Below are 22,168 nucleotides of genomic sequence, written 5' to 3'. Positions count from 1 at the left end.
CCCACCTTCTTCTCGCCGGTCGTCGTGGTGATTCTAGGCGCGCCGGCGGTGCGGATCCGCCGGGGATCGACACTTCATTGACTCAATGATTTAATACATTGAGTCAATGAACACCGGCCCGCCCCACGAAGGGACCCCGTCCATGCCGGAGCCCACCCCCGCCCTGGTCGTCGACCACCTGGCCCCGTCACTCGGATCCGCTCTGCCCTGGATCGCCCTCGTCGGCGCGCTGCTCGCCATCGCGTTGCCCATACGGACCGTCCGGGCCGGTTCCCCCCAAGGCCGGAACCGTTCCGGACCCGTGCCCCTCCTGGTCGGAGCCGTCGTCGCGGTCCTCGCGGCCGAGTACCTCACCGGAATCCGGGGGTGGGCGACCATCACCCTGCTGGTGGTGATCCTGGTCATCGGCCTCGTCCTGCTCGTACGGTCCCGACGCGAGGCCTCCCTCCTTGAAGAGGCCCACGGGAAACCGCTCGATCAAGGGGCGACCGCGCGAAGCTGGTGCACCGCCTCCCTCTTGGGCTTCCTGGCCACCGTGGTGGCCGGGGTCACGCTCCTGCTCGTCAGTGGCGGCGACGGGTTCATGACGATGTCCTCCATCCTGATCGCCGTCGTCCTGTCCTCGATCGTGATCGGCGACCTCTCCGCGAACCTGCTGCTCAGGCTGAGGTCCCGCGTCCGGCGGGCCGAACTGCGGCCGCGTGGACCGGGCGCGCTCCTCTCCCCCGGTGTCGCGGTCACGGTCCTCCTGGCCACCGCCGCCGTGACCGTGGGCGGGTTCGTCGTGGCCCGCGGCGAGTACCTGGCCGGCGGGGCCGCCGACTGCCACCCCTCCATCACCCTCGGGATCTCCGAGGCCGAGGACACCGTGGCTCTGGGCATGATCGGCGTCATCGCCCCGGCGATCGCCCTCGTGGGCGTGATCGGAGTCCTGGTCGCCGCGGCACGGCCCGCGATCGCCTCCTTGGAGCCCGACGCGGACCGGGCCCTGCGCCTGCTGTCCGCCGGACGCACCGTGGGCGCGGTCCTCGGCGCGCAACTCGTCCTCGCCGGAGACCTCGTCCCCGGCGCCGCTCACGCCGTGCTGCCCGTCGATCCGGCCCTGTGCGACCCCATGGACACGAGCCCCGATTCGTGGGCCTGGCTTCCCGGCCCCTACGAGCCGGGAGGGCTCCTGGTCCTGGCCGGCACCGTCCTGTCCGTCGCCGGTGTCCTCGTGTGGGCGGCCGTGACCCTGCGGACCGCGCGTCGGTCCCTCGCCCCTCTGCGTTCGTCCCGGCGACCGCCGGCGATCACGTCTTCGGAGGCGTCCCGATGATCGTCGAGGTGGACTCACGGGATCCGCTCCCGCCCTACGAACAGATCCGTCGCCAGGTCCTGGCCCTGGTGGCCTCCGGTGAGCTGCCCCCCGGGACCCGCCTGCCCGCCATCCGACAACTCGCCGGCGACCTCGGTGTGGCGCCCAATACCGCCGCGCGCGCCTATCGGGAGCTGGAGGGCGTAGGGGTGCTCTCCAGTCGGAGACGGCACGGGACCTCGGTCACCGCCGATGCCCGGGAACGGGCGCTCGCCCTCCTCGGGAGGGCCCCGACGGCCCTGCCCCCGGCCTCACCGAGCCTGGACCCCGCCGCCCGGGAGTACATCGGGCACGCCCTCCGGCTCGGCCGCACTCTGGACGAGGCCCTCGACGCCGTACGTCGGAATTGGGAACGGGGGCCGGAGGCGTGAAAAGGGCCCGGCCCCCGGAGAAACCCCGGGGGGGCCGGGCCCTGAGCGTCGAGGCCCCTACTCGGTGGGGCCGGCCAGGCGGGCCAGCTCCTCGTCGACCACGGAGGGGTCGAGCTTGGCGAACAGCGGCTCGGGGCGGTTCAGCGGGGTGCCCGGGACGATCGGCGTCGACCCCCAGCGCGCCACGTTGTCGGCGTAGTCACCGGTGATCACCGGATAGTCCACCTTCTCCTCGGAACCGCCGATGGTGTCGTGGCCGGTCTCCAGACGGGGCATGCCCGTCCAGGTGCCGGTCCCGCCCAGCATCGCGTACACCTTGTTGGCCGCGGCCGGCAGGAACGGGGTGAGCAGGGTGTTGGCGTCCTGGACCAGCTGGAGGGCCACGTGCAGGACGGTGGCCATCCGCTCGGGGTCGGTCTTCTTGAGCGCCCACGGAGCCTGGTCGGAGATGTACTTGTTGGCCTCGGCGACGGTGCGCATGGCCTCCTGGAGACCGGCCTTGAACTGCGAGCGCTCCAGGCGGGCCCCGACCGTGGCGAAGGCCTCCTCGGAGGCGGCCAGGACCGCGCGGTCCTCGTCGGTGAGCTCACCCGCCGCGGGGATCTCGCCGAGGTTCTTGGCCGCCATCGAGATGGAACGGTTGACCAGGTTGCCCCAGGCCGCCACCAGCTCGTCGTTGTTGCGCCGCACGAACTCGGCCCAGGTGAAGTCGGTGTCCTGGTTCTCCGGGCCCGCGGCCATGATGTAGTACCGCAGCGCGTCGGCGGAGTAGCGCTCCAGGAAGTCGCGCACGTAGATCACCACGCGGCGCGAGGAGGAGAACTTCTGTCCCTCCATGGTGAGGAACTCGCTGGAGACCACCTCGGTGGGGACGTTCAGCTCGCCCAGCGGTCCGGCGTCGCCGCCCCGGTCGCCCCCGCCGCTCGCGCCGAGCAGGATGGACGGCCAGATGACCGAGTGGAAGACGATGTTGTCCTTGCCCATGAAGTAGAAGGACTCGCTGTCCGGCGACTGCCACCAGCGCTTCCAGGCGTCGGGCTCACCCACGCGACGCGCCCACTCGATGGAGGCGGACAGGTAGCCGATGACCGCGTCGAACCAGACGTAGAGACGCTTGTTCGCGTTCTCGCTCCACCCCTCCAGCGGGATCGGCACGCCCCAGTTGAGGTCACGGGTGACGGCCCTGGGCTGGAGGTCGTCGAGCAGGTTCAGGGAGAACTTGAGGACGTTGGGACGCCATTCGCCCTCCTTGCCCTTGAGCCACTCGGTGAGCACGTCGGCGAAGGCCGGCAGGTCGAGCATGAAGTGCTCGGTGTCCACGAACTCGGGGGTCTCCCCGTTGATCCGGGACCGGGGGGAGAGCAGATCGATCGGGTCGAGCTGGTTGCCGCAGTTGTCGCACTGGTCACCGCGGGCACCGTCGTAGCCGCAGATGGGACAGGTGCCCTCGATGTAGCGGTCCGGCAGGGTGCGTCCGGTGGACGGGGAGATCGCGCCCTTGGTGGTGCGCGTGAAGACGTAGCCGTTGTCGTAGAGCGTGGTGAACAGCTCTTGGGCGACGGCGTAGTGGTTGCCGGTGGTGGTCCGGGTGAACAGGTCGTAGGACAGGCCCAGGGCGACCAGGTCCTCGGCGATGATCCGGTTGTAGCGGTCGGCCAGTTCCCGGGCGCTCACGCCCTCCTGGTCGGCCAGTACCTGGATCGGGGTGCCGTGCTCGTCGGTGCCGCTGACCATCAGCACGTCGTGACCCGACATTCGCTGGAAGCGCGAGAAGACGTCGGAGGGGACCCCGAAGCCGGAGACGTGGCCGATGTGGCGCGGGCCGTTGGCGTAGGGCCAGGCGACCGCGGTCAGGATGTGGCGTTTCGACGACATGACTCAAGACTAAAGGCGGAGCGGGGTGTCCGCGTACCGGTTTCCCCTTCGTCCAGCGTGTTCACGGGCCTTCGTCCACAGGGACGGAACCGGCGATTCCCCGGGGAGGTCCCCTACCCGTATGCTCTGCTCAACGCCGCCGTGTGCCACCGGAGTACCGGCGGAACCAGTACGACCCTCCAACCCGGTCCGAGGCGGTGGTCACCACGGTTGCCCGTGCCCTACCCCGCCCTGCCCGAAGCACCGCCTCGTTGATCGCCGGCGTGGTGCTGTTGGTCGTTCTGGCTCTCCCCCTGGCCTCGAACCCGCCAGGGGGCGCCGAAGCGAGCCTTCCGCCGCAGATCGGTCGGATCGACTCCGCGGCGGAGACCGCCGACACCGGTTCCTCCTCCACCGATCAGGAGGTGGGGCCCTACCTCGGCTCACAGACGGTCGCCCTCGGCCCCGTCGCCTCCGGCTGCGACCAGCGGCCGATGCTGCGGGACCTGCCCGATGTCGTCCCCCCGTGCGCCCTGCGCCTGGCGGTGTGGGACCAGCCCTGGTGGCCGTTGCCCCTTCCCTCCCAAGATCGCGTACCACCACAGGTCGAGGCGGAGGGTCTGCCGCCCACCCGAGCGCCCCCTCTCACCGCGCACGCCACCCTCCGACCACCCCGGTCGGTCCCGTCGACCGCCCCGAGCGCGTCGACGTCGGACCTTCGCGTCCTCGTTCCGGCCCAGGGTCGCCCGTAACGTCTCGGGTGGACCCGGCGCCGCCGGGCACGCGACCGGTACCCACCATCCGCAGTGAGAGGTTCACCCCTTGTCCAGTCAAACGGGAGCGGGGGCGCGCTGGCTGCGCGCGCTCATCTCCCTTCTCGTCATCCTCGTCGCGTTCGGCGCGGCGTGGTTCATCCCACCCCGTCTGGGTCTCGACCTGAGCGGCGGCACCCAGATCGTCCTGGAGACCCAGGACGGCCCCGACGGCACCAAGGCCGACTCCGCGAACACCGACAAGGTCGTCGAGGTGCTGCGTCAGCGCATCGACCGTCTCGGTGTCGCCGAGGCGAACATGTCCCGGTCGGGTGAGAACCGCATCATCGTCGAGCTTCCCGGCGTGCAGGACCCGGCCGAGGCGGCGCAGATCGTCGGCCAGACCGCCCAGCTCTCCTTCCACCCCGTCCTGGGCGTGGGCGAGGCCGGCGGCCAGGGCGTGCAGGCGCCCCAGGGCGGCGGCGACTTCGCCAACCCGCCCTCCGACGAGGCGCGTGCCCCCTCCGACTCCGAGAACGGCGGAGAAGAGGCTCCGGCCGAGGGCGGCGACCCCGCGGAGATGTCCCCCGATGAGCTCCAGGACCTTCTGGGCGGTGGCGGGGGCATGCCCCAGGCGCCCGCGGGTCCCTCCGCGGAGAACCCCGAGGACGTCGCGATGGTCCTGCCCGACCAGGACGGCACCGCGCTCCAGTTGGGCGCCGCCGCCATCCAGGGCGACCGGGTCTCCAGCGCCGACGCCGCGCTCGACAGCGTCAACCGCGCCCAGTGGGTCGTCAACGTCGGTTTCCGCGGCGAGGGACGCGATCAGTGGCAGGAGCTCACCGGTCAGGCCGCCTGTTTCCAGGAGGGCGACCCGCGCCGGCGTGTGGCGATCGTCCTGGACGACCAGATCATCTCCTCGCCCCAGGTGACCCCGGAGACCGCCTGTGACGTGGGTATGGCCGGCGGCCAGACCACCATCAGCGGTGACTTCACCAGCGAGACCGCCAACGAGCTGGCCGTGCTGATCGAGGGCGGTTCGCTGCCGCTGCCGGTCACCGAGGTGCAGCGCCAGACCGTCGGCCCGACCCTGGGCGCCGCCGCCATCCAGGCCAGCGCCATCGCGGCCGTGCTGGGCATCGCCTTCACCGCCCTGTACATCACCCTGGTCTACCGGCTCGTCGGCTTCCTGGCCTCGATCGCCCTGGCCTTCTACACCCTGATCGCCTACGGAGCGCTGGTCGCCATCGGGGCCACGTTGACCCTTCCGGGTCTGGCCGGTTTCGTGTTGGCGATCGGTATGGCCATCGACGCGAACGTTCTGATCTTCGAACGCGCGCGCGAGGAGTACCAACGCCAACAGCGGACGTACGAGGCCAACAAGTCCGCCGGGCTCAAGGACCCCGACGAGGAGGGTAAGGAGACCGGGGCCCTGGCCCGACGTCGCCGTCGCGCGGTGCCGCCGAGCCTGGAGAAGGCGTTCGTCCAGGGTGGCCAGAAGGCCTGGAGCGCCGTTCTGGACACCAACGTCACCACGTTCCTGGCCGCCGGTCTGCTGTTCTTCTTCGCCTCCGGAACCATTCAGGGCTTCGGTGTGACGCTGAGCATCGGCACCATCGCCTCCATGATCTCCGCGCTGATCATCGCGCGCGTGTTCGTGGAGTGGGCCGTGCGTCGCGCGGTCATCAAGAAGCACCCCGCCGTCAGCGGCCTCAGCCGGATCGGCGCGGTCCGCTCCTGGATGGTCGAGAAGAACCCGCAGATCATGAACTACCGCCGCGTCGGCCTGATCGTCGCGGCCCTGATCACGGTCACCGCGATCGCCGCCCCGCTGGTGCGGGACACCAACCTCGGCGTGGAGTTCACCGGTGGTCGTGTCATGGAGTACGAGGTCACCGGTGACGATCACATCTCGGTGGACGAGGCCCGCGACGTCATCTCCGGGCTGGACTTCCCCGGTGCCGACAACGCGGTGGTCCAGGAGGCCGGAGACGGCGACATCTCGGTCCGTACCGGTGACATCTCCGACCCCGAGGCGGCGGGTATCGCCGACGCCCTGGACGAGGCGACCGGTGGTGTGGAACTGGTCAGCGACGAGCTGATCGGCCCGAGCATGGGCGACGAGCTGCGCAACCGGGCGTTGATCGCGCTCGGCGCGGCCCTGGCCCTCCAGATGATCTATCTGGCCTGGCGTTTCCGCTGGTCCTTCGGTGTGTCCACGATGCTGTCGCTGGCGTTCAACATCGTGCTCGTCATCGGCCTGTTCGTCTGGTTGGGCAAGCCCATCGACGGGGTCTTCCTCGCCGCGATCCTGAGTGTCATCGGCTTCACGGTCAACGACACGGTGGTGGTGTTCGACAGGGTGCGAGACGAATGGGCGAGGGACGAGAAGTCCTCGTTCGTCGAGATCGCCAACCGCGCGGTGATCAACACCCTGCCGCGTACGGTGAACACGACCGTCGGCGCGTGGATCATCCTGGGCTTCCTCACCTTCCTCGGTGGGTCCTCGCTCCAGGACTTCTCCATCGCGATGCTGGTCGGTCTGACCACCGGTGTGGTCTCCACCGTGTTCGTCGCGGTGCCGATCGCCATCTTCCTACAGAAGTGGGACAAGACCCCGCCGCCGCACGTGCTCAAGGAGCGCAAGGCGAAGCAGAAGGTGGCGGCCAAGGCCGCCCGCGACGCCGACGACGGCGCCGTCGTCTAGGGAACGTCGTCCGCCCCGGGCCCTCGACGGCCCGGGGCGGAAGGCTCCGGCCCGCAGGACACGCAGGGGCCCCGATCCGAGGACTCGGATCGGGGCCCCTGCGTGTCCGTGGTGTCCCGGTCAGCCGCCGGTGGGGGCCGGGGCTCCCTCGGAGGCCTGGACGAGAACGAAGCCCCGGCCCTCCAACGCCAACTGGAAGGCCTCGCCGCTGCCCCTGCCGATGAACGCGCCGGCCTTGACGGTGCTGCGGATACCGGCTTCGAGGGAGCTGCTCCAGGCGACCGCGGCCTGGGTGTCGACGAAGGTCGGCTGGTCGACCCGGAGCAGCACCGGCGCTCCATGGCAGGCCACGGCCACCCGTCCGCGCCCGGTGAAGACCGTGTTGAACAGACCGCCGGAGACCATCCCCCCGAAGCCCTGGATTCTCTTGATGTCCCAGCCCAGCGTGGGTTCGAAGGCCAGGACGTTGGCCCCGTTGACCGTGAGGGACTCCTCCTCCAGGTCGATGAGGTGCACGTCCCAGGCCTCGTGGGCCAGGAACACGTCGCCCTGTCCCGAGACCTTCATCAGGGGCAGGCCCTCACCGGTGAAGGCCTTCTTCATGAACCGACCGACGCTGCCGGCGCCCTGGTAGGCGAAGTCGATCGCGCCCTGGTAGGCGACCATCGAGCCCTGACGGGCGTAGAACTCTCGGTGCGCGTCCGCGCCCAGGCCCACCCTCAGCATCTTGCGGTTCTGCAACCTCATCCCGGGCTGCTGGATCTCCTGGGCCTCTTGAAAGAGCTCACTACGCATGACGACGTCCTCTTCTCGTCTTATATCGCCTGATGGATATGACGCTCCGGAGGTCTCGGGGTTCCCGGCGCCCGCGAGGCTTTACCCGGTTCTCACCCTGCTCACTCGGCCTCCACCACCCCATGGGCGAGGTCGTAGACCCGACGCTTGGGGACCCCTGTCTCCTTGGCGACCCGGGCGATCGCCTCCTTACGACGCATGCCCTCGTCCTCCAGGGCGGACACGGCGGCGACCAGGTCGGCGTCGCTCGTCGTCTCCGCGGTGGGGCGGGCCCCCTCCACCACCACCGAGATCTCACCGCGGACCCCGTCCGCGGCCCACTCGGCCAGCTCGCCCAACCCGCCTCGGCGCACCTCCTCGTAGGTCTTGGTGAGCTCACGGCACACCGCCGCCCTGCGTTCGGCCCCGAACGACGCGGCCATCGCCTCCAAGGTGGCGGCGATCCTGTGCGGGCTCTCGAAGAAGACCATCGTGCGACGCTCACCCGCCAACTCGTCCAGGTACGTCTTCAGGCCCTTGCGCGGGGGGAAGCCCTCGAAGCAGAATCGGTCGGTGGGCAGTCCGGAGACCACCAGGGCGGTGGTCACCGCCGAGGGGCCCGGGATCGCGGTGACGGGGACACCCTCCGCAGCGCAGGCCGCGGCCAACCGGTAGCCGGGGTCGGACACCCCGGGCATCCCCGCGTCGGTGACGACCAGGACCTCCTCGCCCCGGCGGATGTCGGCGAGGAGTTCCTCGCCCCGGCGGCTCTCGTTCGCGTCGTAGTAGGACACGACGCGGGCACCGGCCTCCCCGCCCAGGCGGATCCCGGCGCGGGAGGCGAACTGCCTCAACCGCCGGGTGTCCTCCGCCGCGATCACGCGCGCCTCCTCCAAGGCGCGCAGAAGCCGGGGCGGCGCGTCCTCCAGGTTCCCGATGGGCAACCCGGCCAGGACGAGCCTCCCGACGCGCCATGTCCCGTCAACACCCTCAACCACTGTGATCCCCGTCCTGTCGCGCTACGGTTGGCCGTGAGCGACCCAACCGAAACCCGGTTTCGCGGCCCGTCCGCAACGGACCCCCATCTCTGACCCCAACCTACGAGCCGAGATGACCACCACCGCACTTTCCAGCGAGGCCGAGCCCTCGACCCCACCGGCCGCGGCCCGGCCCTCCGACCTCCGCTCCCGCTTCGTCCCCCGTATGCCCGGCCCCTGGTGGGTGGGGTGGGCGGGGGCGGTCATCGTCGCGCTCTTCGCCGGAGCCCTGAGGTTCTTCAACCTCGGACGGCCCGACCGGATCTACTTCGACGAGACCTACTACGCCACGGACGCCTTCGCGCTCTGGGCGCACGGCTACGAGCACGAGACGGTGGAGAACTCCGACTCCCTGCTCGCCCAAGGCGATCCGAACATCTTCACCGGCGGCGGCGACTTCATCGTCCATCCGCCGGTCGGCAAGTGGATGATCGCCCTCGGTGACCAGCTGTGGGGCCTGATGCCCTTCGGCACGGCCGTCAGCCCCGAGGGTTGGCGGGTGGCCTCCGCTCTCGCCGGGGTGTTCTCCGTGCTCATCCTGGTCCGGTTGGCCACACGGATGACCCGCTCGATCCTGCTGGGGTGCACCGCCGGTCTGATCCTGGCCCTGGACGGCCTGCACTTCACCCTGAGCCGTATCGCCATGGTGGACATCTTCCTCACGCTGTGGATCCTGGCCGGGTTCGCCTGTCTGGTCATCGACCGGGACAAGACCAGGGAACGGCTGGTCCGCCTGGCGGAGGCCGGGGTCGATACGACGATGGTGGGCGCCCTCGGCATGCGCTGGTGGCGTTTGGCCGCCGGTCTGTGCTTCGGTCTGGCGATCGGCACCAAGTGGTCGGCCCTGTTCTTCGTGGCGGCCTTCGGTCTGCTCACCGTCGCCTGGGACTACGGGGCGCGGCGCAGCGTCGGTCAGCGACGCCCCTTCGGCCGTTGGCTGGGCTACGACGCGATCCCCGCCTTCCTCCAGACCGTGGTGGTCGCCGGGATCGTCTACCTGGTCTCCTGGACCGGCTGGCTGATCACCGGCGGTGGCTACAACCGGCAGTACGCCGCCGGCATGGCCCCCGACTGGATCCCCGGTTTCCTGGTGAAGCCGATCGAGGCCCTGTGGAGTCTGGTCGACTACCACGGCCGGATGATGAACTTCCACGAGAACCTGACCAGCGATCACACCTACATCTCCGCGCCGTGGGAATGGCTGATCATGCGCACCCCGGTGATGTTCCACTACGACGGCCAGGCCGTCGGGTGCGGCGAGGGACAGTGCGTGACCTCGGTGGTCTCCATCGGCACCCCGATCGTGTGGTGGGTGAGCATCATCGCCCTGGTCGTGATGCTCGGCTGGTGGATCACCTTCCGCGACTGGCGGGCCGGAGCGGTACTGCTCGCGGTCGCCGCGGGCTGGCTACCGTGGTTCGCCTACCCCGAACGTCCGATGTTCCTGTTCTACGCGCTGCCGATCCTGCCCTTCCTCGTGCTGGGCATCGTGCTGGCGCTGGGGCTGTTGATGGGGGCCGGAGACGACAGTCCACGCTTCGCGCCCTATACGCGTGCGTTGGGGGGCGTGGTCTTCGGTGTGGTGGTGCTCCTGATCATCGCCCACTTCGCCTACCTCTATCCGGTTCTGTCGGCCTATCCGCTTCCCGAGGAGACCTGGGGAGACCGGCTGTGGTTCGACGTATGGATCTACGGACGCGACGCCTCATGATCCGTTCCGGGGAACGGCGTAAACCGTTCCCCGGAACCGAACTCCATTAGTGGCACAAGGGCGGGAAATCAACAGTTTCGAGTAGCCGAAACAGGACACTTCGGTATCGCGGATTCACAGCGGAAAAGCCTCGGCAGGGCCCGGGTCTCCCTGGTACTGTCGGCAACCGGTTGCTGTTGTAGTTTCCATGGATGCCCAAGGCGCCTCGCGGAACTTCACGTGGGCGCTTATCGATTCGGGATGTCCCTTCTTCGGTGCGGCGCCCGGCGACCCGGGGCCAGCAGGGTGCGGCCCCGTCGTAGTCCCCAAGGGAGAGCACATGGCTCAGGGCACCGTGAAGTGGTTCAACTCTGAGAAGGGTTTCGGGTTCATCGCCGTCGAGGGTGGTCAGCCCGACGTGTTCGTGCACTACTCGGCGATCGCGGGCACCGGCTTCCGGAACCTGGAAGAGGACCAGCAGGTCGAGTTCGACATCATCCAGGGCCCGAAGGGCCCGCAGGCGGCGGACGTTCGAACGGTCTGACCGTCACACGTGCGTTTTCCCGGCCCTCCGCTCCCCCGAGCGGGGGGCCGGACCCCGTTACCAGGGGCGTTCGAGCCTTGGAGGGGGACACGGTTACCCAAGCGTGGCGATACCGGTTAACCTGCTTGAAGCCGGTCAGCACCGAAGGCGAGGACATCACATGTTCGGCATCAGTGGAGGGGAGTTCGTCCTCCTCCTGCTCCTCGGGCTGTTGATCTTCGGCCCGGACCAGCTCCCGAAGGCCGCCCAGCAGGTGGGCCGCGTCCTCCGCCAGCTCCGCACCATGGCCAACTCCGCCTCCAACGACATCAAGGCGGGGCTCGGCCCCGAGTACAAGGACTTCGACGTCCAGGACCTCAACCCCAAGCGCTTCATCCAGAAGCACTTCTGGGAGGAAGAGGAGGAGAACGAGCCCAAGCCGGCCTCCCGCCTGAACGGCAAGCGTCCGCCCTTCGACGACGAGGCCACCTGAGCCCCTCCCCCGCTCAGCCCACCAGCATCAGGAAGAACGACCCCAGGGCCAGCAGGATCACCGAGCCCACGATGATCATGGGCGAACCCATGGTCAGGATGAGCAGCTCGACCGCCACCGCCCCGCCCAGGGCCGCCGCCGCCCAGGGCCATCGAGGGCGCGGCCCCCAGTCGTGACGACGTTCACGGGCCACCGCGATCCAGAATCCGAGCCCGATGAGCAGCCAGAAAACCAGGTGGGCGCCGATCCGCGTCCCCGGCTCGACGTAGTCGGCCATGCCGCCGACCACCATCACGTAGAACACGGTTCCGATGGCCAGGTGCCAGAAACCGCGGCCGCGTTCGGCTCGTATGACCTTGTTCCGGGCTCTGGTCGTGCGCCGGAAGCCCTCTCCCGCCATCGTCGACGCCGGGCGCCCCGGGACGGGCTCCACCCGGCTCTCGGAGCCTTGCGGGGGCGGCCTCTCCTCGGGGCCGGGCCGTGGCTCCACCGGTGGCACGTATCCGCCCTCGCCGTGTGTCTCCTCGGGTGACCTGTATCCGTCTGGCTGCTGTCGGGGGGAATCGGACACTGGTATTGATCGCCCCTTCGGTTCGGATCGGCGGGACCCGTGCACGGCCCGTCGGACGTAAAGGTCTCCTACCCGCCGGGGCGAACGGTCAAATCCCTTCGGCCGAGAACGGCCCCACCGGTTCATCGCATACGAAAGGGCCCGCCGACACAGGTCGATCGGGCCCCGGTGCTCGACGGCCCCACAAGGAGGCGCTCCCCCTACGGAACCGTCAGGCGGCGCCGGTTACCACCAGCTCCAGCCGCCGTTGTTCTTGCTGCTGCTCTTCGCGTACGCGGTCATGGCATCTACCTTTCTCGGTGTTTCCAGCCCATCCCGGAACCAAGATGTCCTATCTCGGCGGGCTTCACAAGACCCGAAGAAGAATATTCATCATTCTAAGGCCCAGCGGACACCAATGGTCGCACCACCGGGTTCTGAATAGTCACAGAACACGACGTTTTCGCAGTTCAACCGGGAGTTGATTGAATCAACCAGAAGACACCATCCCCGGTGACCTGCAAAAACAAGACCCACGAAGAGCAAAGTCCAAGGATCCGGACATAACAATGAGTAACGAGCCCGCTATTGTCGCTCGGAGTCAGCGATTCGTCCCCTACGTCCGGGTTTCCTCGCGCCGTCTCGCGTGCTCCGACGTCAACAGGCGGCATACCCGGGGGGACGATACGGAAAAACAGTCATATAACACCACTGTTCAGACTGTTCACCCGAAGATGGTCATCACGCTACGTAGCGAATCGACGAACTCGCCACAGAGGTGCGACACGCCCTTACTTCTCATAGTTACTCATTACGGACAAACACTAAACCTTGTATGATCTGTCACTTTTGACACATAGCACCATGAAACAAGAGGGGCCGCCCAGGGCGCGACGAGCACCCCGAACAGCCCCCTCCGAGCCACGGGTCGGCCGACGGGCCCGTCAGCCCAGGCCCGCCCCCGCGAGGATCAGCGCGATACCCGCGCCGACCAGCCCGACGACCAGGGAGGCGGCTCCCGCCCCGATCAACAGGCGAAACCCGTTCGGCTTCGCGGGATCGCGGCCCACCACCGAGAGGAAGAAGCCGGCGGGCATCAGGACGGCGGCCAGGAGCACCAGAAGCCCCAGAGTGGCGCCCCATCCGGGGACGGTGGGCTGATCCGTCAGGATCGCCACCACGAGACCCAGGATGACCAGTACACCGGCGTGGGCGTGCCCGGCACGGAAATAGGACCGCTGGAGATCGTTGGCGGGGAAACCCCCGTCGACCACACGCAGGAGGAAGGAACCTCCATAAGCGATCCCGACCACGGTGAGCAGGACGATCCCCGCTACGAGAAGCACTGGGGCGGACATGACGGTCATCCTTCCGATTCAGGGGGCCCCGACGGACCGAACAGGAGCCCGGCACTGCGTCGGGTGATGGTCGACAGATCGGCCCCCTCGAACAGGTCTCGCGCACCGGAACGGTCCAGGTTCCCGGTGAGGGCCAGGGTCGCGATCCCGTGCACGATCGACCAGCCCGCCACCATCGCGGCCGGCTCGTCCGTCACCTCCTCGCCCAGAGAACGCACCCCGGAGCGCAGTTCGGCGAAGGCGGATCTGCGGGCCGCGACGAGTTCGGCGTCGTCCAGATCGAGGAGCGAGGGTTCGAACATCACGGTGAAGTGCGCCGGCCGGTCCTCGGCGAAACCGACGTAGGCGACACCCGACTCCAGGAAGCCGCCTCCGTCCCCCGCACTCGCCCTCAACCGTTCGGCCAATTCCGCGAACCCTTCGGTCGCCAGCGCGTTGAGCACGCCCTGGCGGTCGCCGAAGTGGTGACGGGGGGCCGTGTGACTGACCCCCAGGTCGGTGGCCAGAGAACGCAGGCTGAAGCCGTAGGGCCCCTTCTCCTCGATGACCCGGGCGGCCCGTTCCAGAACGGCGGCCCGCAGGTTCCCGTGGTGGTATCCGTCTGCCATGGATGGAACTATACGCCGGTAAGTTGCCACTGTAAAGATTTAGGCGTTCGTCTCGGAACACCCGAAGGACGGGTACTTCGGGCGACTTCGCGGGTAGGGTGACCACGAACCGGCCCCCGCGACAGGGGATAGACGCTTCGCCGGTGACACTCGGGGCTCAGGTCCGGACGCACTCCCGCCTCAGGGAACAGCGACACCCCGTTCGGACCGCCCACGAGGTGGGGCCCGGTCTCGCGAGACCGGGCCCCACCTCACTTCGGGTAGAACGAAGAGACCCGCGCGCGACGGAGATCCTCCGTCGACCACGCGGGTCTCTTCTCTTCGGTGGAGCTGAGGGGATTCGAACCCCTGACCCCCTCGATGCGAACGAGGTGCGCTACCGGACTGCGCCACAGCCCCGAAGACGAGATCAACATTAGCAGGAAAGTCCGGGTGGTCCGAACGTGCCTTCGCCCGCCCGGACCGGCTCAGTCGCCGGCCGCCCTGAGACGGGCGTCGGCGTACTGGTCGTAGACCTGACTGCGTCGCTCCTTGAGGGCGATGACCTCGGCCTCGCGTTCGGCCTCGCGGGCCTCGCGCTCCCGGTGCACCCGCTCTCGCGCGGCGGCCCGCCGTCGTGCCGCCAGGTAGGCCCGGCGACGTTCCGCGTCGGCCTTGGCCGCCTCGCGCAGCAGGACCAGGTGCCCTGAGAGCAGCAGGACCGGCGGAGCCATCACCCACCAGGGGCCGAGCCCGAAGGCGACGGCCACCATCGTGGCGACGGTGAGCAGGGTGAGCGCGCTGGTGCGACGGCGACGACGGGCGATGACCCTGGCCCGCGGGACGGGCGAGGGGAGCACGGGGACCTCGTCCCGGCCCGTCTCCTCGACCTCGTCGTCTTCGACGTCGTCGATCTCCGAACGCCTCATCACCCGGGTCTCGGTGAGGTCCGGGTCCTCGTCGTCCTCGACGAGATCGGAGACCTCGTCCCGCTCCTCGGGTTCCTCGTCCTCCCTGCGACCGTCCTCGTGGACCGGGTCCACGGGATCCTTCCGCAACAGCATCGGAACGAGGACTATGAGCCAGACCACCACGATGGCGAGGTACAGAGGAGAGCTGCTCATCACCCCTCCTCACGATGACGGCCACTGAACGTTGATCGACACTTCGTCGACACCGCGCCGCGTGTGGCTGGACCTGCTTCCGGGAGTAGAGACGTTCCCCGGAGGAACATCGTTCCTGCCCCCGGTCGGGGCGGGATCGAATCCCGTGCGCCATATCCACGCGTTGCCCGCATCGTCAATGCGTCTATGTTCCGCACGGTACGACCCCGTGTCCATAAATGCGCCACATTCCACCCGGAGTGTCGCAAGATTGTGGACCCTCAGTTTCGGTCGTTCCACCTCCCGGAGTGAAAGCCCAGGTCAGGGCATGACTGCATAGAGCAGCACCATTTCAACGCAAAGTAATGAAGCATTGTGCTTAAAGAGAGGTTTAAACTCCGGATGCACCCGTGATGCTGTCATGTTCAGTTCGGCCTCGGGTACGGACTCGCCGGATCGCGTGGTTCCCCGCCGCCGTTCGGGCCCTGTGGCCCCAAAGCGGAACCAGGGCCGGAACCACCCTCTGTGGACGGCCCGGAAGGGGTTCCGTCGTACCAACGGCGCAGGACCCCCTGGGGGACCTCCTCCGCGGTGAGCGCGTAGCAGATGTGATCTCTCCAGGCCCCGTCGATGTGCAACTGTCTACGGCGCACGCCCTCGTCTCGGAAGCCCAGTTTGGTGACCACACGCCTGCTGGCACGGTTCTCGGGACGGATGTTGGCCTCGATCCGATGGAGTCCGACGTGGAAGAAGGAGTGATCGACGGCCAGCGCGACCGCCGTCGGGGTGATACCGCGCCCCGCGTGGGCGCTGTCGATCCAGTAACCGACCTGCGCCGACCTGGCCGAACCCCACACGATGGCACCGATCGTCAGCTGACCGACGAAGCGCTCCTCGTAGGTGACCGCCCACGGCATGGACAACCCCTGTCGGGCCTCGCGACGGATCGCCTGGATCATCGCGACATAGGGGGCCAGACCGGTGGTGCGCAGCGGCATCTCCGGATAGGTCGGCTCCCAAGGACGCAGCCACTCGGCGTTGCGGGCCCGGGTGTCCCGTAGCTCGGGGGCGTCGCGAAGTCGCAGCGGACGAAGCGCGATCGGCCCCTCCCGCAGGGTGACCGGCCACCTCTGTCTGCGATTCACGTCATCCCTCCGAGGCCCTCTGCACCGCCCTGCGCGGATGCGACACCGGACCTGGGCGCACCCCTGCTCCCGTCGTCGGTGACACCTTCCAGTATTCCACTCCGAAGGTGTGCGGTGGCGGGCGTCGCCCCCTCCACACAGGAATCGGCTGATTCTAAACTCCATTCACTCCAGCACCGAAAGACGGTCTCAGGTCAAGGAATTCTCTACTACCGGAATGCCCGGGATGTGATTCCGGTCATTCTCCGGTCTCATTCACCCGAGGGTGATCGCCGCCGCCGAGCTGGTCGATGGCGTGTCCCAGCACCTGTTCCAACACGTCCATACCGTCGCTCACACCGCCCCGGGACCCGGGGAGATTGACGACGATCATGCGGTGACCGTCGCGTTCCACGACCCCGGCGAGCCCACGCGAGAGGATCGCCGTGGGCACCCCCTTCTCCCGACCCGCGGAGCGCAGAGCCTCGGCCACACCGGGGATCTCGAAGCTCAGCAGAGCTCTGGTCTCCTCGGGAGTACGGTCCTGCGGGGTGAGTCCGGTGCCCCCGGTGGTGAGCACGGCGTCCACTCGTTCGTCCGACGCGCGCACGAGCGCCTCGCCGACCGGAGGGCCGTCCGGCACCACCCAGGGACCCAGCACGGAACACCCCATGGCCCGCAATCGGTCCGCGACGACCGGTCCGGAGCGATCCGGGTAGACCCCGGCCGCCGCACGATTCGATGCCGTGATCACCGCGACACGGTGTATCCTCCCGGCCGGTTCAGGCACCACGCCTCCAGTGCCCCTTCTTGCCGCCGACCTTCTCCTCGACCCGGACCCGGGTGATCTCGGCCTCGGGATCGATCGCCTTGACCATGTCGACCAGTCCGAGCGCCGCCGTCATCACACAGGTGAGCGCCTCCATCTCGACGCCCGTACGGTCGGCGGTACGCACCGTGGCGGTGATGTCCACCCCCTCGTCCACGACCGTCAGGTCCACATCGACCCCGTGCACGGCGATCGGGTGGCACAGGGGAACGAGGTCGGGCGTGCGCTTGGCCCCCTGGATCCCGGCGATGCGGGCGACCGCGAGGGCGTCCCCCTTGGGCACCTCCCCCTCACGCAGCGCGGCCACGGCCTCGGCCGCGAGCAGGACCCGCCCGGTGGCCGTGGCGGAGCGCGCTCCGACCTGCTTGCCGGAGACGTCGACCATGCGCGCGGCGCCGGACTCGTCGATGTGCGTGAGGCCCGAGGGATGCGCCTCGGGCTGCGGGGTGTCGGTCATCGGGGTCACCCGTCGTCTTCGCGTACAAAGCGCACGACCCACCGGACGGCGGGCCGCGGCGGGCGCGTGGTGACGCGCCCCACGACGACCGTACTCCTTCGCGACGCCACTTCCCGCAGGAGCCCGTGACCTCCCCCGGCTCAGCGCCCGGGCAGGAGCAGGACCTCGACGAGCTCCCCGGCGGCGAGTTCGGTCGTCTCCTCGGGGACGACCAGCAGACCGTCGGCGTCGGCCAGGGCCGAGAGCTGGTGCGACCCCTGCCGGACCGCCGGAGAGACCGTGTGTCCGCCCTCGCCCTCCGGGCCGAGCACGGCCCGGAGGTGGGAGCGGCGCCCCTTGGGCGAGGTGACGTCGGTCGTCAGACGGGCGCTCACACTCGGCAGAGGTCCGGGGGTGAGCCCGCGCAGCCTCTGGATCACCGGACGGACGAACAGGTGGAAGGAGACGAAGGCGCTGACCGGGTTGCCCGGGAGCGTGATGATCGGTGTCCGGTCCGGGCCGATGACGCCGAACCCCTGTGGTTTTCCGGGCTGCACGGCCACGGAGGTGAACTCGACGGTCCCCTGCCGGCTCAGCACCTCCTTGACCACGTCGTAGGCGCCCATGCTGACCCCACCGGTGGTCACGACCAGGTCGGCTCGGACGAGCAGCCCCTCCAGCGTGTCCCGGACGCTCTCCGGGTCGTCGCCGACGAAGCCGTGGCGGTACACCTCACAGCCGGCCTCCTTGGCCGCGGCCGCGATCATGTAGCTGTTCGACTCGTAGATCTGGCCCGGGCCGAGGGGGTGTCCCGGTTCGACCAGCTCCTCCCCGGTCGAGAGCACCACCACCCGGGGACGGGGACGGACCGGGACCGTTCGACGCCCCACCGCGGCCAGCACCCCCATCTCACCCGCTCCGACCAGGGCGCCCTCGCTCAGGACCGTCGCGCCCTCCTCCACGTCCTCGCCCCTGCGACGTACGAACGCCCCGGGCTCGGTCGGACGTTCGATCAGGACCTCGACCGCCCCGCCGTCGGTCCACTCGACCGGGACGACGGCGTCGGCGCCCTCGGGCATCGGGGCGCCGGTCATGATCCGGGCGCACAGGCCGGAGCGAATGGCCCCGGGAGAGGGGTCGCCGGCCGGGATGTCGGCCACCACCGGAAGTCGGACCGGGGAGGTGGGGGTGGCGGCGTCCAGGTCCGCGGAGTGGACCGCGTAGCCGTCCATCGAGGAGTTGTCGAAACCCGGGAGGGAGACGGTGGAGACCACCGGTTCGGCCAGCACCGTCCCGTGGGCCCGGAGCAGGTCGAGCTCCGTCGCCTCGGGGACGGAGACCAGCTCCAGCAGATCGGAGACGTGCCGTTCGACGCTCTTCATGGGGTCCTTCCGGGTCGTGAGACTCACTGGGAGCGTTCCGTCACACGGGACACGCTCCCCTCCCATTGTGGCCATCCATGCCGGGGAGGGCCCGGACCCGGCCCTCCCCCACCCGGTCGGTCGGGTCAGACGCGCCCTTCACCCTGACGGTCCACGAACTCGCGCAGCCAGGGCAGGAGCTCCTCGGCCAGGTCGGGACGGCGGCAGGCGAAGTCCACCACCGTGCGGATGTAGTCGGCCTTGTTCCCCGTGTCGTAGCGGCGCCCGCGCAACAGGACACCTCGCACACCGCCCCCGTCCTCGGGCTTGGTGCGGGCCAGCTCCAACAGGGCGTCGGTCAGCTGGATCTCGCCGCCGCGGCCGGGCGGGGTGCGGTGCAGAACGGAGAAGACCTCGGGGTCGCAGATGTAACGGCCGATGATCGCCCAGCGGCTGGGCGCCTCCTCCTGGGAGGGCTTCTCGACCAGATCGGTGACGGTGACGACGTCGTCCTCCTCCGTCGGCTCCACCGCCGCGCACCCGTAGAGGGAGACCTGTTCGGGCTCCACCTCCATGAGCGCGACGACGCTCCCGCCGTGCTCCTGGCGGACCTCGATCATGCGGCGCAGCAGGTCCGCCGACTCGATCAGGTCGTCGCCGAGGAGCACCGCGAAGGGGTTGTCGCCCACATGCGCCTCCGCGCACAGGACCGCGTGCCCGAGCCCGCGAGGCTCCCCCTGGCGGACGTAGTGGACCTGGGCCAGGTCGCTGGACTCGCGGACGGAGCGGAGTTTGCCCTCCTCGCCCTTGGCCGCGAGGGCCTCCTCCAGCTCATAGGCCCGATCGAAGTGGTCCTCGATGGAACGCTTACTGCGTCCGGTGATCATGAGGACGTCGTGAAGACCCGATTCGACCGCCTCCTCCACCACGTACTGGATCGCGGGTTTGTCCACGATCGGCAGCATCTCCTTGGGGGTGGCCTTGGTCGCGGGCAGGAAGCGGGTGCCCAGCCCGGCCGCCGGGACGACCGCCTTGGTGACGGTCTCGGAGGACAGGGGTCGCGTTCGGTCGATGTCGGCGCTCATGGACAGGCACTTTAGGGCAGATATCGAGGTCCACGCGGCGGCTCACCGGTCGTGGCGGAGAGAAGTCCCCGCCCTTTCGGGTGAAGGCGTCGAAAACGCCACCCTGGGTTCACCGAAGGGGTGACGAACGCCCTCCCCGACGGCACGATGTCACACTGGCCCCATGGGTGAGTCGAACGCTCGGAGCCGATCCGACAAGCGCGCGCTGCGGGAACGTCTCCTCTCCGCACGCCGGGCGCGGAGCCCCGAGGAGCGCGCTCGCACGGGGGCCGCGATCCGCTCCGTCCTGCTGAGGCTGCCCGCTCCGCCCCTCGGCGGCACCATCGCCTGCTACTACTCCGTGGGCGGCGAACCCGACACCCGAGGCCTGGTGGAGGATCTGTGGAGGGAGGGATCACGGGTGTTGCTCCCGATCTTCCGACCGGACGGTCCGATGGACTGGGCCGATTACGAGGGGCCCGAGAGCCTCGTCCCCGCCGGACACGGCCTGCTCGAACCCGGCGGCCCCCGCCGCGGCACCGAGGCGCTCGGCCTGGCCGACCTGGTGATCTGTCCGGCCCTGGCGGTGGACCGCCGCGGCATGCGTCTGGGACGGGGCGCCGGCTGGTACGACCGCGCCCTGGAGTACAAGAGACCGGACGCCCCGGCCCTCGCCCTGGTCCACGACGAGGGCCTCGTCGAGTCCGTGCCCACCGAACCGCACGATCGCCCGATGGACGCGGTGGTGAGCCCGGGCGCGGGGCTGCTCCGCTTCACCCCTCTCCTTCCGGCCCTTGCCACGGCGACCGGGGATTAAGCCGACCACCTGGAACGTTGACGTCTTCGTCCGTGTCCCGACGGGGTCGGGCACGCGGCTCCCCTCCTCCGTTCCGCGACGTCGACGAGGGGCTGTCGCGGCCCTGGTCGGCGAACGCGTACTATTTAGCAGTCAACGGGCGTGAGTGCCGGCAAGGAGGACTTGGAACAGTGCCTACGTATCAGTACGCGTGCACCGAGTGTGACGCCCAGATGGAGGTCGTACAGAGCTTCAGCGACGACTCTCTGACGGTCTGCCCCGAGTGCGAGGGGCGCCTGCGCAAGGTGTACTCGGCCGTGGGGATCGTCTTCAAGGGTTCGGGCTTCTACCGCACCGACAGCGGCAAGAGCACCACGAACAGCTCGGCGCTGACCGGCTCCTCCGAGAGCAAGGACAGCGGCTCCGGCGACACCGCCAAGTCCGGTGCCGCCACCGGGTCCACCGATTCCGGAAGCGCCTCCGGGGCGGCCAAGGACTCCTCGAACAGCACCAAGAGCACCGGTTCCACCACCGCCACCGCCGGCAGTGGTGGCGCGAGCGGTAGCTGAGCCACCGCACCGTTGACCGTGGCCGCGCCGCCGAGACCCCTCGGCGGCGCTTTCGTGTGTCCGGGAACCCGACGGCCGGAGATCCACCCTGTGGACAACCGCCCCGACCGCCCTTCGCCGTTCTAGCGTTGGAGGTATGGCCGATACCCCCTACCGCCACCGTCGCGGCCTTCTCCGACTCCTGGAGCGGTATCGGCGCCTCGTGGCGGCGCTGCTGACCGCGCTCGCCGCGATCTGCGCCGTGCTCGTCCTCCGTCCCCTTCCCGAGCCCGTCACCGAGGTCCTGGTCGCCGCCCACGATCTGGACGCCTCCGCTCCCCTGACCGAGACCGACCTCGACACCCGGGAGCTGCCCGACCATCTTCTCCCCGAGGGCTCGCTCCGGCCCGGAGGCCGGGCCGCCGGACTGACGCCCAACGCCCCGGTGCGGGCCGGTGAGGTACTGACCGACGCCCGCCTGAGAGACCCTCCGGCCCTCCCCTACGGTCCCGGCCTGGTCGCCGTCCCGGTCCGGGTCTCCGACCCCGGGGCGGTGTCACTGCTCTCCCCCGGCAGCCGGGTGGACGTCCTGGCCGCCCGAGGGGGCGACGACCTCTCGAGCCCGTCCTCGCGCCCGGGGCCGGCGACCGAGGTGGTCGAGGACCGCCCCGTGCTCTCAATACCCGAGGAGGGCTCCGGTGGGGAGGGCGGGGCGCTCATCCTCATCGCCGCCACCCCGGGCGAGGCCCGCCTCCTGGCCGGACACGCGACCACTTCACGACTGTCCGTCACCATCCGCGGTTGACCGATGACCAAAGGTGGTGAAAGCTGTCCCAGGCGTCCAAGGGGACGCC

The 22,168-nt window shown here is 69.3% G+C and carries 22 protein-coding genes and 1 tRNA gene; 10 read left to right on the top strand and 13 right to left on the bottom strand.

Annotation, left to right across the window (positions count from 1 at the left end; translation table 11 throughout):
- Positions 1-142 precede the first annotated feature (142 nt).
- Positions 143-1,318, top strand: a complete 1,176-nt coding sequence (locus D451_RS0102550; RefSeq protein ID WP_017533308.1) for a hypothetical protein — start codon at positions 143-145, stop codon at positions 1,316-1,318.
- On the top strand, positions 1,315-1,728 hold the full coding sequence (locus tag D451_RS0102545) for a GntR family transcriptional regulator (protein ID WP_017533307.1): 414 nt from the start codon (positions 1,315-1,317) through the stop codon (positions 1,726-1,728). The genes D451_RS0102550 and D451_RS0102545 overlap by 4 nt, the downstream gene beginning before the upstream one ends.
- A 57-nt stretch (positions 1,729-1,785) precedes the next feature.
- On the opposite strand, the gene metG is transcribed toward D451_RS0102545, so the two are convergent.
- A complete protein-coding gene (metG, locus tag D451_RS0102540) occupies positions 1,786-3,603 on the bottom strand; it encodes a methionine--tRNA ligase (protein ID WP_014912906.1) in 1,818 nt (605 codons plus the stop codon).
- Positions 3,604-3,854: 251 nt separating this feature from the next.
- Here metG and D451_RS0102535 point away from each other — a divergent pair, with 251 nt between their 5' ends.
- Positions 3,855-4,334: a hypothetical protein gene (locus D451_RS0102535; RefSeq protein WP_017533306.1), complete on the top strand. Its 480-nt coding sequence runs from the start codon at positions 3,855-3,857 to the stop codon at positions 4,332-4,334.
- A 70-nt stretch (positions 4,335-4,404) separates the two neighbouring features.
- Positions 4,405-7,041 (top strand): protein translocase subunit SecD, encoded by a 2,637-nt coding sequence (gene secD / locus D451_RS0102530; RefSeq protein WP_017533305.1) that lies wholly within the window; start codon positions 4,405-4,407, stop codon positions 7,039-7,041.
- A gap of 120 nt (positions 7,042-7,161) precedes the next feature.
- Here secD and D451_RS0102525 read toward each other — a convergent pair whose 3' ends face one another.
- Both D451_RS0102525 and rsmI read right to left on the bottom strand, forming a co-directional pair.
- A complete protein-coding gene (locus D451_RS0102525; RefSeq protein ID WP_017533304.1) occupies positions 7,162-7,836 on the bottom strand; it encodes an AIM24 family protein in 675 nt (224 codons plus the stop codon).
- Positions 7,837-7,937: 101 nt separating this feature from the next.
- On the bottom strand, positions 7,938-8,813 hold the full coding sequence (rsmI, locus tag D451_RS0102520) for a 16S rRNA (cytidine(1402)-2'-O)-methyltransferase (protein WP_017533303.1): 876 nt from the start codon (positions 8,811-8,813) through the stop codon (positions 7,938-7,940).
- 112 nt (positions 8,814-8,925) lie between these two features.
- On the opposite strand from rsmI, the gene D451_RS0102515 reads away from it, so the two are divergent.
- From D451_RS0102515 to D451_RS0102505, 3 genes are all read left to right on the top strand, one after another.
- Positions 8,926-10,563: a dolichyl-phosphate-mannose--protein mannosyltransferase gene (locus tag D451_RS0102515; protein WP_014908351.1), complete on the top strand. Its 1,638-nt coding sequence runs from the start codon at positions 8,926-8,928 to the stop codon at positions 10,561-10,563.
- A gap of 319 nt (positions 10,564-10,882) precedes the next feature.
- Positions 10,883-11,086: a cold-shock protein gene (locus tag D451_RS0102510; protein ID WP_014911107.1), complete on the top strand. Its 204-nt coding sequence runs from the start codon at positions 10,883-10,885 to the stop codon at positions 11,084-11,086.
- 160 nt (positions 11,087-11,246) lie between these two features.
- Positions 11,247-11,558, top strand: a complete 312-nt coding sequence (locus tag D451_RS0102505) for a sec-independent translocase (RefSeq protein ID WP_014909879.1) — start codon at positions 11,247-11,249, stop codon at positions 11,556-11,558.
- A 13-nt stretch (positions 11,559-11,571) separates the two neighbouring features.
- On the opposite strand, the gene D451_RS0102500 is transcribed toward D451_RS0102505, so the two are convergent.
- From D451_RS0102500 to galU, 10 genes are all read right to left on the bottom strand, one after another.
- The gene (locus tag D451_RS0102500) at positions 11,572-12,057 is read right to left on the bottom strand and encodes a hypothetical protein (RefSeq protein WP_152472774.1); all 486 of its coding nucleotides are present in this window, start codon (positions 12,055-12,057) and stop codon (positions 11,572-11,574) included.
- A gap of 995 nt (positions 12,058-13,052) precedes the next feature.
- On the bottom strand, positions 13,053-13,466 hold the full coding sequence (locus D451_RS0102495; protein WP_026124765.1) for a hypothetical protein: 414 nt from the start codon (positions 13,464-13,466) through the stop codon (positions 13,053-13,055).
- A gap of 5 nt (positions 13,467-13,471) precedes the next feature.
- Positions 13,472-14,074 carry a TetR/AcrR family transcriptional regulator gene (locus D451_RS0102490; RefSeq protein WP_017533300.1) on the bottom strand — a complete coding sequence of 201 codons (603 nt, stop codon included), beginning with the start codon at positions 14,072-14,074 and terminating at the stop codon, positions 13,472-13,474.
- 325 nt (positions 14,075-14,399) lie between these two features.
- Positions 14,400-14,473 (bottom strand) — tRNA-Ala (locus D451_RS0102485).
- A gap of 68 nt (positions 14,474-14,541) precedes the next feature.
- A complete protein-coding gene (sepX, locus tag D451_RS0102480; RefSeq protein WP_017533299.1) occupies positions 14,542-15,177 on the bottom strand; it encodes a divisome protein SepX/GlpR in 636 nt (211 codons plus the stop codon).
- Between the two features lie 404 nt (positions 15,178-15,581).
- On the bottom strand, positions 15,582-16,301 hold the full coding sequence (locus D451_RS0102475) for a GNAT family N-acetyltransferase (RefSeq protein ID WP_014908406.1): 720 nt from the start codon (positions 16,299-16,301) through the stop codon (positions 15,582-15,584).
- 238 nt (positions 16,302-16,539) lie between these two features.
- A complete protein-coding gene (locus D451_RS0102470) occupies positions 16,540-17,034 on the bottom strand; it encodes a MogA/MoaB family molybdenum cofactor biosynthesis protein (protein ID WP_014909347.1) in 495 nt (164 codons plus the stop codon).
- Between the two features lie 28 nt (positions 17,035-17,062).
- Positions 17,063-17,566, bottom strand: coding sequence for a cyclic pyranopterin monophosphate synthase MoaC (moaC, locus tag D451_RS0102465; protein WP_026124763.1), 504 nt, complete (start codon positions 17,564-17,566; stop codon positions 17,063-17,065).
- A 140-nt stretch (positions 17,567-17,706) separates the two neighbouring features.
- On the bottom strand, positions 17,707-18,927 hold the full coding sequence (glp, locus tag D451_RS0102460; protein WP_017533297.1) for a molybdotransferase-like divisome protein Glp: 1,221 nt from the start codon (positions 18,925-18,927) through the stop codon (positions 17,707-17,709).
- 125 nt (positions 18,928-19,052) lie between these two features.
- Positions 19,053-19,991 (bottom strand): UTP--glucose-1-phosphate uridylyltransferase GalU, encoded by a 939-nt coding sequence (galU, locus tag D451_RS0102455; protein ID WP_017533296.1) that lies wholly within the window; start codon positions 19,989-19,991, stop codon positions 19,053-19,055.
- 163 nt (positions 19,992-20,154) lie between these two features.
- Here galU and D451_RS0102450 point away from each other — a divergent pair, with 163 nt between their 5' ends.
- From D451_RS0102450 to D451_RS0102440, 3 genes are all read left to right on the top strand, one after another.
- Positions 20,155-20,787, top strand: coding sequence for a 5-formyltetrahydrofolate cyclo-ligase (locus tag D451_RS0102450; protein ID WP_017533295.1), 633 nt, complete (start codon positions 20,155-20,157; stop codon positions 20,785-20,787).
- A gap of 170 nt (positions 20,788-20,957) precedes the next feature.
- A complete protein-coding gene (locus D451_RS0102445) occupies positions 20,958-21,335 on the top strand; it encodes an FmdB family zinc ribbon protein (RefSeq protein ID WP_014910673.1) in 378 nt (125 codons plus the stop codon).
- Between the two features lie 136 nt (positions 21,336-21,471).
- On the top strand, positions 21,472-22,119 hold the full coding sequence (locus D451_RS0102440) for an SAF domain-containing protein (RefSeq protein WP_017533294.1): 648 nt from the start codon (positions 21,472-21,474) through the stop codon (positions 22,117-22,119).
- Positions 22,120-22,168 lie beyond the last annotated feature (49 nt).

Origin of the sequence: Nocardiopsis alba DSM 43377 (assembly GCF_000341225.1) — a bacterium.
Lineage (GTDB): Bacteria > Actinomycetota > Actinomycetes > Streptosporangiales > Streptosporangiaceae > Nocardiopsis > Nocardiopsis alba.
The sequence above is the reverse complement of the archived record's forward strand: the minus strand, read 5'-3'. Positions and strand labels throughout refer to the sequence as shown.